The sequence below is a fragment of the Pseudomarimonas arenosa genome, assembly GCF_014841215.1.
Lineage (GTDB): Bacteria > Pseudomonadota > Gammaproteobacteria > Xanthomonadales > Xanthomonadaceae > Pseudomarimonas > Pseudomarimonas arenosa.
This window is the reverse complement of sequence record NZ_JACYTR010000030.1, coordinates 1-13,075: the sequence shown is the minus strand read 5'-3', so window position 1 is coordinate 13,075 and position 13,075 is coordinate 1. Positions and strand designations below refer to the sequence as shown.

General features: G+C 64.7%; 10 protein-coding genes. All 10 read left to right on the top strand.

What is annotated here, in order from left to right; translation table 11 throughout:
* Positions 1–118 precede the first annotated feature (118 nt).
* The gene (locus IFO71_RS13500; protein WP_192030173.1) at positions 119–943 is read left to right on the top strand and encodes a TatD family hydrolase; all 825 of its coding nucleotides are present in this window, start codon (positions 119–121) and stop codon (positions 941–943) included.
* 139 nt (positions 944–1,082) lie between these two features.
* Complete coding sequence (locus IFO71_RS13495) at positions 1,083–1,706, top strand: YkvA family protein (protein ID WP_192030172.1); 624 nt, start codon at positions 1,083–1,085, stop codon at positions 1,704–1,706.
* Between the two features lie 88 nt (positions 1,707–1,794).
* On the top strand, positions 1,795–2,214 hold the full coding sequence (locus IFO71_RS13490) for a hotdog fold thioesterase (RefSeq protein WP_192030171.1): 420 nt from the start codon (positions 1,795–1,797) through the stop codon (positions 2,212–2,214).
* A 60-nt stretch (positions 2,215–2,274) separates the two neighbouring features.
* Entirely contained in the window at positions 2,275–3,063 is a 789-nt protein-coding gene (locus IFO71_RS13485; RefSeq protein ID WP_192030170.1) for a lysophospholipid acyltransferase family protein, read from the top strand.
* 75 nt (positions 3,064–3,138) lie between these two features.
* Entirely contained in the window at positions 3,139–4,137 is a 999-nt protein-coding gene (locus IFO71_RS13480) for a YheT family hydrolase (RefSeq protein WP_192030169.1), read from the top strand.
* Positions 4,138–4,201: 64 nt separating this feature from the next.
* Entirely contained in the window at positions 4,202–6,241 is a 2,040-nt protein-coding gene (locus tag IFO71_RS13475; RefSeq protein ID WP_192030168.1) for a tetratricopeptide repeat protein, read from the top strand.
* A gap of 274 nt (positions 6,242–6,515) precedes the next feature.
* Entirely contained in the window at positions 6,516–7,148 is a 633-nt protein-coding gene (locus IFO71_RS13470) for a YbhB/YbcL family Raf kinase inhibitor-like protein (RefSeq protein ID WP_192030167.1), read from the top strand.
* A gap of 198 nt (positions 7,149–7,346) precedes the next feature.
* Positions 7,347–7,760 carry a DUF4156 domain-containing protein gene (locus IFO71_RS13465; RefSeq protein ID WP_192030166.1) on the top strand — a complete coding sequence of 138 codons (414 nt, stop codon included), beginning with the start codon at positions 7,347–7,349 and terminating at the stop codon, positions 7,758–7,760.
* Between the two features lie 40 nt (positions 7,761–7,800).
* The gene (locus IFO71_RS13460) at positions 7,801–8,973 is read left to right on the top strand and encodes an MFS transporter (RefSeq protein WP_192030165.1); all 1,173 of its coding nucleotides are present in this window, start codon (positions 7,801–7,803) and stop codon (positions 8,971–8,973) included.
* A gap of 267 nt (positions 8,974–9,240) precedes the next feature.
* Positions 9,241–12,075: a M16 family metallopeptidase gene (locus IFO71_RS13455; protein ID WP_192030164.1), complete on the top strand. Its 2,835-nt coding sequence runs from the start codon at positions 9,241–9,243 to the stop codon at positions 12,073–12,075.
* Positions 12,076–13,075: the final 1,000 nt, after the last annotated feature.

The following is a 13,075-nucleotide window of genomic DNA, read 5'->3' as shown; positions in this document are numbered from 1 at the left end:
GTGCGTCCAAGACGCACCCTATGGGTCATCGGCTGCGCCTTTGGCGCACCGCGGCCTTCAATGCCGCCCGCTTGGCCTACAATCGCGGCCGCCGTTTCGTTGCCACTGAGTCTGCCCGATGATTTCCCCCCTGATCGATATTGGCGCCAACCTGGGCCACGAGAGCTTTGGCGACGATCTTGATACCGTGCTGGAGCGGGCCAAGGCGCATGGCGTGGTGCAGCTGATAGTCACCGGCGCCAGTCGCGAGGGTTCGCAGCGCGCCCTGCAGTTGGCGCAGCAGTATCCCGGCCTGCTCTACGCCACCGCCGGCGTGCACCCGCATCATGCGGTTGAGTACACCGACGAGGCCGATGCCGAACTGCGCGCCCTGCACCGGCACACCGAGGTCAAGGCGGTCGGCGAGTGCGGCCTGGACTATCACCGCAACTATTCGCCGCGCCCGGCCCAACACAAGGCGTTTGAGCGGCAGCTGCAGATCGCGGTCGATAGCGGCAAGCCACTGTTCCTGCATCAACGCGATGCGCATGCGGATTTTCTCGCCATCATGAAACAGGTCGAAGGGCGCATTTCGCGCGCCATCGTGCATTGCTTCACCGGCGAGAAGCAGGAGCTGTTCGATTACCTCGATCGCGACTGGTATATCGGCATCACCGGCTGGCTGTGCGACGAGCGCCGCGGCCAGCATCTGCGCGAGCTGGTCAAGTCGATTCCGGCCGAGCGGCTGATGATCGAAACCGATTGCCCCTACCTGCTGCCGCGCAATGTGCACCCCAAGCCCAGCCATCGACGCAACGAGCCGATGTACCTGGCGCATATCTGCGCCGAGCTGGCGCGCGACCGCGGTGAAGCCGCGGCCGAAACCGCCCAGGCCAGCACGCGCACCGCGCGACAGTTCTTTGCCCTGCCGGATATCGAGCCCAGAAGTGAAGAGGGCGGCTGATCGCACCGCGATCGGGCTCACCCCAGCGGGTACACCCCGAGAACCCACAGCCCACTGCCATTGCCGCCTGCGGGCTGGCAGTTTGGCAACAACGTGCTAGTCTGAACCCCTTGTTCCCAAACGCTGCAGTGCCGACATCATGAGCTTTTCAATCAATATCGAACTGTCCGAACGCGACCTCGAACATTTTCATAAGGCACAGGAAAGAGCGGCCGAATCCTCAGCAAAGTGCAGCGACGAGGACGTCATCGAGGCAGCCAGCAAGCTGCTGGCCGAGGCGACCCAGGTCAGCGTGCCGGATTTCATCAGCGAGCGTCTGGCCAAGCTCGATGACATGATCGCCATGCTGCGCGACGATGGCTGGGCCATGCCGGAGGAGGATCGCAAGCGCGTGCTGGCCGCCCTGGTCTACTTCGCCGATCCGAAAGATCTGATTCCGGATACCGTGCCGGTACTGGGCTTCCTCGACGACGCCATCATGATTGAGCTGTGCACCCGCGCGCTGAAGCATGAAATCGAGGCCTACGACGACTTCTGCGACTTCCGCCAACGCGAGGCCGATTCGCGCGGCCTCGATCCGGCAAGTATCGGTCGCGCCGAATTCCTCGAAGGCCGCCGCGGCGAGCTGCTTGAGCGCATGCACAGCCGACGCAATCGCGAGACCGGCTTTGGCAAGGGCTACGGCGACTCCAGCGGTTGGGCCTCGGGCAAGACCTACCACACCGGCAGCAGCTGGCGGCCGGGCCTGTTCCGTACTCGCTGAGTCGGGCCGGGTTACCATAGCAACGCGCCCTGCGGGGCGCGTTTGCGTTTGCCCGCTCCGAGGCATCCGGACCAGCCAGGGGATCGCCATGTTCCGCCGCCGTCCAACCCTTGCAGAACTCAACGCGCAGTGCGCCCAGACACTGTCGGCCGCGCTCGGCATGGAAGTCACCGAGCTGGGCGAAGACTTCATCCGCGGTCGCATGCCCTGCGATGAGCGCACCCGCCAGCCGTTCGGCTTGCTGCACGGCGGCGCCTCGGTGGCGCTGGCCGAAACCTTGGGCAGCCTGGCCGGCAACCTCTGCCTGGACAATGAACAGCAGATTGCCGTCGGGCTGGAAATCAGCGCCAACCACCTGCGTCCGGTGACCCAGGGCGCGGTGCTCGGCGTGGCGCGCCCGATCCATGTCGGCCGCAACACCCAGGTGTGGGATATCAGAATCGAAGACGAGGAGGGCCGGATGACCTGCATCTCGCGCCTGACCCTGGCGGTGATTCCGAAGCAGTGATCGACAGGCGGCGGCTTCCGTACGTTTCCGGATTGGCCATTGGCAGGCTATCGTCTGCCCATGTCCTCGATCCTCTCTGAGTCTGCCGATCCCTTGCGCGCCTTTCGCTTCGCCATCCGAGCGCCCTTGCTGCTGCTGCATCTGCTGATCGCCCTGCCGCTGACCTTGCTTGCGATCAACCCGTTGACGGCGCGTTGGCGGCTGGCCAGCGGCGAGCGCGTCGATCATCGGGCGATTCGCCTGTGGTCGACAGTAATGCTGCGGGTGTTTGGTTTTCGGGTGAAGCGCTACGGTACGCCCTTGCCCGGCTCGGCCTTCTTCGTCGCCAACCATATCTGCTGGATCGACATCACCCTGATCCACAGTCAGCGCGTGCTCGGCTTCGTCGCCAAGGCCGAAATCAGCCGCTGGCCGCTGGTCGGCTGGCTGGCCAGCCGTGCCGGCACCATTTACCACCACCGCGGCAACAATGAGAGCCTGCACGGGGTCATGCACCAGATGCTGGAACGCCTGCATAGCGGCGAAGCGGTGGGCGTGTTCCCGGAAGGCCGCACCACCGATGGCACCGAGGTACGCACCTTCCACGCCCGCATCTTCCAGCCGGCGGTGCTGGCCGAGGCCGCGGTGCAGCCGATCGCCCTGCGCTACGGCGAGGGCGGCAATGCCCAGACCATCATCGCCTTCGCACCGGGCGAGAGTTTCCTTGCCAACTTTCTGCGCCTTCTGGGTGAACCGTCGCGGATCGCCGAAGTGCACTTCCTGCCGCCGGTACAGCCCAGTGCCGATGGGCGCCGGCGCCTGGCCCAGACCTGCCGCGAGCGCATCGTTGAGGCCATGAGCAGCCGCTGAGGCGGCCGATCGGCGGTCGTCCGTGCAACCTGACCGCCACCTCATGCGCCCGAGCAATCATTTAAAGTTCTGGCCATGACTCAGGACACCCATCCGTTCCGGCCACGCGGCTGGCTCAGCAACCCGCATCTGCAATCGGTACTGGCCAGCAGTGGCCTGCGCCGCGCCTTGGCCAGCCGGCGCCGCGCCCGTATCGAGGGCGCCGCAGAGGCGGTGCTGCTGGACTGCGGCGACGGTGTGCGGCTGCTCGGCTATCACACCCGGCAAAGTCTGCTCGACCGGCCGCGTGGGCTGGCCGTGCTACTGCACGGCTGGGAGGGCAGCGTGCAGTCGACCTATCTGATCCATACCGGCGCGCGCCTGTTGGAGGAAGGTTTCGACGTGTTCCGCCTCAACCTGCGTGATCACGGCGACACCCACCATCTCAACGTTGAGCTGTTTCATTCCTGCCGCATCGATGAGGTGGTTGGCGCCCTGGGCGAGATCGCCCGTTACTTCCCGCAGCGGCCGATCTGTCTGGCCGGCTACTCGCTGGGCGGTAATTTCACCCTGCGCTGCGCCCTGCGTGCACCGGCGGCACATATCCCGCTGGCCAAGGCGGTGGCGATCTGCCCAGTCATCAGCCCGGCGGCGGGATTGCAGGCGATCGAATCGGCACCCTGGTTCTATCAGGCCTATTTTCTGCGCAAATGGCGCGCCTCACTGGCGCGCAAGGCCAAGCTGTTTCCCAAGGCATTCGACTTCACCGACTGGTATGCCAAGGACGACCTGCGCGAGCTGACCCGCAAGCTGGTGCAGCGCTACACCGATTTTCCCACCCTGGAGCAGTATCTGGATGGCTATTCGATTGCCGGCGATCGGTTGTCGACGCTGAGCGTGTCGAGCAGCATCCTGACCGCGGCGGATGACCCGATCATTCCGCTGGCGGATTTTCTGCGCCTTGAGCTGCCCGACTGCGCGCGGCTGGAGATCGCGCCGCACGGCGGTCACTGCGGCTTTCTGCCCGGCCTGCGCGGTCGCAGCTATGCCGAGGACTTCATCGCTGCCGAGTTTGCTCAGGTCGCAGTGGCCTGAGCGGCAGCCGGCCGAGGCCTGATAAACTCGATGGTTTTCGGCCCTCAGGCCCAGCGGAAATCCTATGCTTCAAGCCATCCATGATGCTCTGGCGCGCCACGACGCGGCCGCCGCTCTCGAACTGGTGCAGCAAGCCCTGCTCGAACGCGCCGACGAGCCCGACCTGCACCACGCTCTGGCCCTGGTACACCGCGCCCGCGGTGATCTCAAGGCAGCCCTGACGGCGCTCGACAAGGCGATTGAACTGGCCCCTGAGCAGGCGCATTTCCTGGTCACCCGCGCCGCCCTGGCCCTGGGTCAGAATGACGCAGAAGCGGCCAAGATCGCCCTCAGCCAGGCCATCGAGCACAACCCGAACCAACTCAGCGCCTACGTGCTGGGCACCCAGTCAGCGATCTCCCGTGGCGATCTGGCCGGTGCCGAGGCGCAGCTCAAACTTGGCCAGCGGGTCAATCCCGACCACCCACTGATCATCGCCGTCGAGGGCAATCTGGCGGCCGCCCGCGGCGATCTGGAGCGTGCGGTGAAGCTGCTCAGTGCCGCCTCCAAGGCGGCGCCCAACGACACCCTGATCCTGTCCTCGCTGGGTTTGGTGTTCCTGCATTCGGGCCAGTTCGCCTTTGCCGAACAGGCCCTGCGCCGCTCGATCGCCTTGAAGCCGGCGATGGGGGCGTTGCGCTGGCCATTGATCGAGGCGCTGCGCGCGCAGAACCGCCTGGACGAGGTCATCCGCGAGCTGCAGTCGATCCTCGGTGAGGCACCGGACAACCAGCGTGCCGTGCTGATGCTCGGTCACCATCAGTTGATGCTCGGCCAGATCGACGAAGCCCTGGCCAGCTATCGGCGCCTGCTGGCGGCCAAGCCACCGATTGGCGCCCTCGACGGCATGCTGGAAATGCTCAGCCGAGCCGGTCAGGCCAAGCATGGCCTGCAGATAGTCGAAGAGTTGCTGCAGGAAACGCCGCAGGCCGACCAACTGTGGCAGCGTCGACTAGCTCTGGAAAGCGGCAATTTCGAAGCCGGGCTGGCGGTACTGGCGCGCTGGCGCGAGGCCTGCCCGAACAGCCCGATCATGGGCGGCACCAAGGCCCAGATCGAAGAGGCCGGTGGCGAGCTGGACGCCGCCGAAGCCAGCGCGGATGCCTGCCTGGCGGTCATGCCCGGCCTGGTCGGGCCACTGCAGATCAAGCTGCGCGCCCTGCTGCGTCGCGACCCGGCGGCCTGCCTGGCCTATGCCGAAAAATTCGGCAACGAGGCCGAATCGGAACTGGGCAAGCGTCTGGCCACGGTGTGGCGCGGCTTTGCCCTCGATGCCTTGGGCCGGGGTGACGAAGCCGCCCAATGCTGGCGTGAATCGCAGGCCGCCACGGAGGGTCAGCGCGGCCTGCCCGGCCTGACCCCACTCGGTGCAGTACCGGCTGCCGCAGCCGACGACGGCATCGCGCCACGCCTGCTGTGGGGGCCGATGGGCAGCCGGGTGTTCGAACTGGTCAACGCGCTGCGCGAAGTCCAGGGCTTCGCCATGCTCGACGATCGTTTCGGCAGCGGTCCGCGCCAGGATGGCCTGTGGCCACCACGCGCCGACGGCGGTATCGCCACGCCAAAAGGCTGGCGTCACTTGCTGGAGCGCGCCGACATCGACCCGGCCACGGCGCTCGACTGGCTGCCGCACTGGGACGGCCTGATCGACGCCAGCCTGCCGGGCAATCAGTTGATCGCGGTGATTGCCGATCCCCGCGATCTGTTTCTCAATGCCCTGGTGTTCGGCGGCCCGCAGCCCTGGATTGCACCCGATCCGATGGCCCTGGCGCAGTTCATCAAGGGCAATCTCGACCTGCTGGCCGAGCGCCAGCGCGCAGCAGCGGATCGCACCCTGCTGATTCATGCCGACGCCCTGGAGCAGCAGCCCGAGCAGGTGGCCAAACGCGTCGCCAACTTCCTCGGTTTGCAAAAGCCCCTGCGCAGCAGCGCCTTTGCCGAAACTCGCCGCGGCCTGGGACGCTCGCCGCTGTGTTTTGCGCCCGGCCACTGGCAGCTGTACAACAAGGCCTTCGCTGACGAGTTTGCCCTGCTGGCGCAGTGCAATATCGGTATCGAGCGCTGAGGGCCGCCTGAGCGCAGGCCGTTTCGCGTTTCGGCCAGCCCAAGCAGGCTGCTGCGATTGCTTTCAGCAGCCTGTTGAGACGCGCCAAGGATGGCGCGCACGAGAATCGAACCCGACACCTGTTCGATTCTCGGCAAAGCTGGCGCGGCTCTGCCGCGACCGGCTTGCCGTGAGCCTGCCGAACGGTTGCGCTGAAGAATTCCGGGATGGAGTTTTTCAGCCACCTGCAAGGATTCGCATTGCCGCTTCAATCGCAGAACACCGGAGATTCGAGATGAAGATCGAAAGTCCAGACTTCAATCAAGGCGAACTGCTATCGACCGAGTTTGCCTTTGGCCGCCGCGGCGATCAGGGAGAACCCTGCGTATTGTCCGCCAACCGCAACCCCGGTCTACGCTGGTCAGATGCACCACCCACCACACGCAGTTTCGTCTTGCTGTGCGTCGACCCGGATGTTCCGTCGAAAGCCGACGATGTAAATCAGCCCGAGCGCAGCGTGCCGGCGGACCTGCCGCGGGTCGAATTCGCCCACTGGCTGATGATCGACATCCCCCCAACGGTGACCGAAATCGCTCGCGGCGCCTGCAGCGACGGTGTCAGCGCCCGCGGCAAGCGCGATCCGGGCGGGCCGTCGGGCTCGCGCCAGGGCATCAACGACTACACCAGCTGGTTCGCCGGCGATGCCGACATGGGCGGCGACTACTACGGCTACGACGGCCCCTGCCCACCGTGGAACGATAACCTGATGCACCGCTATTTCTTTCGCCTGTACGCGCTCGATGTCGAGCGGCTCGATCTACCCGATGGCTTCCGCTTGGCCGATGTCTACCGCGCCATGCAAGGCCACGTGCTGGCCGAAGCCGCCACCTTCGGCCGCTACAGCCTGAACCCCAAGGTAGAAATGTAAGGCGGGCCCTGGCCCGTCGTCTTGGGCTGGCCGCCCACCTCAAGCCCCGCCCGCCATCGGGCCTATCCCGCAATCCTGACCAACTCGCCAGCGACTTCACCCAAGCAGATGCGCCTTGATCGTAGCCGCTGTCTCAAGCTCGGTTAAGCCAGCACACGCCATCCTTTCATCCGCAGATCCCACTACTCGGAGTTCCGCATGTCAGTTTCGCGCCATCTCGTGCATGCCCTCGGGCTTGCCAGCCTTGCCAGCCTCTCGGCCTGCACCTGGGTCAAGATGGAAAATCAGGCCTATGAAGTGCGCGTGGCCGGCGCCGACGAATCACTCAGCCAGTGCAAGCGCCTCGGCGAGATTGCGGTGGAAGTGAAGGATAAGGTGGGCTTCTATCGCCGTGATCCGATCAAGGTGCAGGACGAACTCGAGGTGATGGCGCGCAACGAAGCACCGCGCATGCAGGCCGACACCCTGCAGGCCGTCGCGCCCCCGCTGAACGGCGAACAGCGCTGGATCGCCTTCAACTGTCGCGGCGGCGTCGGCCAGGGCGTAACCGCTGCCGATAGCGCAGCCGAAACGCGTGCCAGCGGCGAGGCCGAGACCTTTCCGGTACGCTGAGGTTCGGACGGGAGACCATCCCTGAGCGACAGGCTGCACCTTGCGCACGGCCAGCCTCGGTTCGCCCTCCGCCTTCTGGCGCCTGTCTGCGGCCTACTTCTGGTACTACGCCGCGCTGGGCGCGCTAATGCCGTACTTCCCGCGCTGGATCAGCGAGCTCGGCCACGGTGCCGAGACCGCCAGCGCGGTGATTGCCCTGTGGTATCTGACCCGCGTGCTGGGGCCACCACTGTGGAGCCACTGGGTGCATGCCTCGGCCCAGCCGCAGCGCTGGCTGCGCGGTGGTGCCTGGGCCAGCGCGGCCAGCTTTGTCGGCTTCCTGTGGCTGACCGAACTGTGGTCGGTCAGCCTGTGCATGGCGGTATTCAGCTTCTTCGCCAATGTCATCCTGCCGCAGATCGAAACCCTGGCACTGACCGAGCTGAACGGCGATCGCGGTCGCTATGCCCGCGCGCGGCTGTGGGGTTCGATTGGCTTTCTGCTGGTCGCCACTGGCTGGGGGCCCTTGCTCGACCTGATCGGCCGCGAATGGCTGCCGCTGAGCATGCTGCCCCTGCTCCTGCTATGCGCGATGGCAGTGCAGGCCTTGCCGGCGCGCCGGCCGATCAGTCCGCAGGAAGGAGGACCGAGCCTGTCACTGCGCGTCGCGCTGCAGCGCGCCGGCGTGCGCCGCTTTCTGGCAGCCGCCTTGCTGATGCAGCTCGGCTTTGGGCCGTTCTATGTCTATTTCACCATCCACCTGGAGGCCGCCGGCCATGGTGGCACCGCCATCGGGCTGCTGTGGGGCGCTGGCGTGGTGGCCGAGATCCTGATGTTCTGGTTCGTCAATCAGATCTTTGGCGCGCGCTCGGCGCTCAGCATCATGCGGGTGTGTTTGCTGCTGACCGTGCTGCGCTGGAGCCTGGTCGCCAGCCTGGCCGATAGCTTCACCTGGATGCTGCTGATGCAGTTGCTGCACGCGCTGAGCTTTGCCGCCTTCCACGCCGCCTGCATGCAGCGGGTGATGGAGTTCTTTCCCGGCCCCTTGGCCCTGCGCGGACAAAGCCTGCTATATGCCTGCCTCGGCCTCGGCGGCGTCCTCGGCACCCTGCTGGCCGGTCTGGCCTGGCACATCGGTGAGGGTCAGGCCTGCTTTCTGTTCGGCGCCTTCAGCACCGCCCTGGCACTGGCCTCCCTGAGCTGGCGCAGACCGGATGCCATTCGCGCAGGCTAGCAGCCCGCTAGCCCGGATATTTCATGAGGTCGCGCCGAAAGATCCGGGCTAGAACCCCCGCTGCTGGTCACTCTGTATCTTTTGGCACACCCATTGTCATGCCGCGGCGGTTAGCATTCGCAGCGCTGTTGATAGCGTGGGCCGCTGTCGGCCACGGCGGTGGCCGTGGATGACCTTGGCCGGCGCCCGAGCTCGCCGCGTCGCTGCGCCGAAGCTGACAATTCGCCTCGGCCGGAACCCGAGCATGGAACACCCCAAGGAGTCCTCATGATCAAGCTGAAACAACGCCTTGCCGTCAGCCTGTTGGCGCTGGGTATCACCTCCGCTCTGTCGGCCAAGCCGAACAGCGATGTGCTTATCCCCAACCAGAGCTTCACCCTGCCCAATGGCCTGACCGTGGTGGTGCATGAGGATCGCAAGGCACCGATCGTCGCGGTCAATGTCTGGTATCACGTCGGCTCGAAGAACGAGGTGCCGGGCAAGACCGGCTTTGCCCACCTGTTCGAACATCTGATGTTCCAGGGCTCGGAGAACTACCAGGGCGAATTCTTCGAACCGTTTGAACAGGTCGGTGCCACCGAGCAGAACGGCACCACCAATGCCGACCGCACCAACTACTTCCAGAACGTGCCGACCACCGCCCTGGACATGGCGCTATGGATGGAGTCCGACCGCATGGGCCATCTGCTCGGCGCGGTCGATCAGGCCCTGCTCGATGAGCAGCGCGGCGTGGTGCAGAACGAAAAGCGCCAGGGCGAGAACCAGCCCTACGGCCGCCGGGTGTGGACCGAGCTGTTCCGCACCATGTATCCCGAGGGTCATCCATACAGCTGGCCGACGATCGGCCTGATGGAAGACCTGAACGCTGCCAGCCTCGATGATGTCAAACAATGGTTCCGTGACTGGTACGGGCCGAACAATGCGGTGTTGGTACTGGCCGGCGATATCGACCTGGCCACGGCGAAACAGAAGGTTGAGCGTTACTTCGGAGACATTCCGGCCTCGGCCACGGTACCGAAGATGAAGACCTGGGTGCCCGAGCGCAAGGAATCCACCCGCGCCGTACTCAGCGATCGCGTGCCGCAACCGCGGGTGATGCGGGTGTGGAATACGCCGCCGACCAATACCACCGAAGCCAACCAGCTCGACGTGGTGGCGCAGATCCTCGGCGGCGGCAAAAGCTCGCGGTTGTCGCGCCGGCTGGTGCATGAAGAAAAGCTGGCCGACAGCGCCAATGCATTCGGCTGGGCGCAGGAGATTTCCGGCAACTTCATGTTCATGATCACAGTAAAGAAGGATGCCGAGGTCGCCAAGGTCGAGCAAATACTTAACGAAGAGTTGGCCCGCTTTATCAAGGATGGCCCGACCACCGAGGAGCTGGAGCAGGCGCGCACGGTGATCAAGGCCGGCTTTATTCGCGGCATCGAGCGGGTCGGCGGCTTTGGCGGCAAGTCCGACGCCCTGGCCAGCTGCCAGGTGTTTGCCGGTGATCCGAACTGTTATGCCAAGGATCTGGCCGACTACGAGGCGGCCAGCGCCGCCGATCTGCAGAAAGTCGCGGCCAAGTGGCTGGCCAAGGGAGACCACACCCTGGTGATCGAACCGGGCGAAGTGGCCCTTGGCGCGCAGGAAGAAAAGCCCTTCTCCACGCCGAGCAAGGTGCATGCGGTGAAGCCGGGCAAGGTCGACAGCACGTTCAAGACGGTCAAGACCGATGTCGACCGTAGCCAGGGCGTGCCGAAGACCGCGACCTTCCCCGACCTGAGCTTCCCGACGCTGCAGCGTGCCAAGCTATCGAACGGCATCGAAGTGGTGCTGGCCGAGCGGCGCGCGGTGCCCGTGGTGCAGCTCAGCATGGAGTTCAACGGCGGCTTTGCCGCCGACCAGGGGCGCAAGCTCGGAACCTCCAGCTTCACCATGGCCATGCTCGACGAAGGCGCCGGTGACTACGATTCGCTCGGCCTGTCGGCCAAGGCCGATGCTCTGGGCGCCAACATCGGTGCCGGCGCCAGCCTGGATGGCGCCAATGTCTATCTGTCGGCACTGAAGGACAAGCTGGAACCCTCGCTGGATCTGTTTGCCGACGTGATCCTGCGCCCGCGCTTTGCCGACAAAGAAATCGAACGTGTGCGTGCAACCTGGATTGCCGGCATTGAGCAGGAGAAGAGCCGCCCGAACAGTCTGGCTCTGCGCATCATGCCGCCACTGCTGTTTGGCGAGGGGCATGCCTATGCCATGCCGCTCAGCGGCTCCGGCACTGCGGCCTCGATCACCTCGCTGACGCGTAATGATCTGGTCAAGTTCCATCAGGATGTGATTCGCCCCGACAATGCCACCCTGATTGTGGTGGGCGACACCTCGATGGCCGAGATCACCCCGTTGCTGGAGCGGCGCTTTGGCAGTTGGAAAGCGCCTGCCGCCACGCTTGATCTGCCCGAAGTGGCCGCGGTCGAACTGCCCCAGCACTCGCGGGTGTTCCTGGTCGACCAGCCCGGCGCCATCCAGTCGAATATCTTCGTCGGTCAGGTGGTTCCGTCGACCAAGGATGCCAAGGCACTGGACTTCGACATCGCCAACGGCGTGCTCGGCGGTGAGTTCAGCTCACGCCTGAACATGAAGTTGCGCGAAGAGAAGCACTGGGCCTACGGCTCCTACAGCTTTACTCAAGGTGCAGTCGGTCAGCGCCCCTGGGTGGCCTTTGCACCGGTGCAGATCGACAAGACCATCGAGTCGCTGACCGAGCTGAAGCAGGACATTGGCGCCTTTGCCCGCGGAGAAGCCAAGATCAGCGCCGCCGAAGCCGACAAAATCAAGCTCAACAACGTGCGCTCACTACCCGGCGCCTACGAAACGGCCGGTTCAGTGATGAACCAGATCGGCGGCATCCTGCGCTACCAGCGCCCGGATAACTACGTCGAGCTGTACAAGCAGCACAACGAGAAGATCAGCCTGGACGCAGTCCAGGCCGCCGCAGCGACGATCCAGCCTGCCGCCCTGACCTGGGTGGTGGTCGGCGACCTTGGCAAGATCGAGCAAGCCATTCGTGATCTCAAGCTGGGCGAAGTCAAGGTAATGGACGCCGACGGCAATCCACTGCGTTGATACGCCCCGGGCGGACCCGGCCTGAACCATAGGTTTGGTTGTCGAGGAACCCCGGCCCGCCTCCGTGTGGGTCGGGGTTTTCTTTTCGTGCCTGAGAACCACACTATGGTTCCGCAGTCAGCGAATCTGCGCCACAAGTGGATCCGGAACTGACGCAGTTCAACCTGCGGAGAACCCTCGCGTAGACGCCTCAACACATTTGAGGGTCGCTGGTTGTTGATGCCATGCGGCAAGCAGAACCCATAGTTGATTCGGATCGATGACTTCCAAGATGAGGGTATGCCTTTCCCGCAATGTGCATGTCATCGGTATGCCGCTGGAGAATCCTGACGTAGTCGTCGAAGCGGCAGCAGAGGTCCCGTTGATCGCTCGTTCACGCCGACGTCAAGACATCCGTGTGGCTCAGGACTAGCCCGACGCCTCGGAATGGAGTTACGCATTGCTCCTGTCACGACCTCCCAAAGCCCTGCAGACTAAAGAACTGAGCCCCGCCGCACAGCGCGCTACGGCTGATGGAACGGCGTGTCGTGATCTAAGGGGCGCAGTGCGACCCGAAGCGGACGATGGCCTACCCTGTTCGCACTGAGAGACAGCCCGAAAGGCGGATGAGAGTCCGAAGGCTGTAGCGATGGAATCGCCGTGACGCACCCTGAGCCTGTCGAAGGGTGCCTCACCGATGGAATCGCCTTGACGCACCCTGAGCTTGTCGAAGGGTGCCTCACCGAAGCGAGCCCTGAAGGTACCCACGCGAGCATTGAGGTTGCAATGAGAGACAGCCCGAAGGGCGGATAAGAGTCCGAGGGCGGCAGCGATGGAATCGCCTTGACGCAACCTGAGCCTGTCGAAGGGTGCCTCAGCGAAGCGAGCCCTGAAGGTACCCACGCGAGCATTGAGGTTGCAATGCTGGGTCGGCTGGCTTCGACAAGCTCAGCCAGCGTGGCGGCGACCCGTACCCGAAGCGGACGATGGCTTGCCCTGTTCGCACTGAGAGACAGCCCGA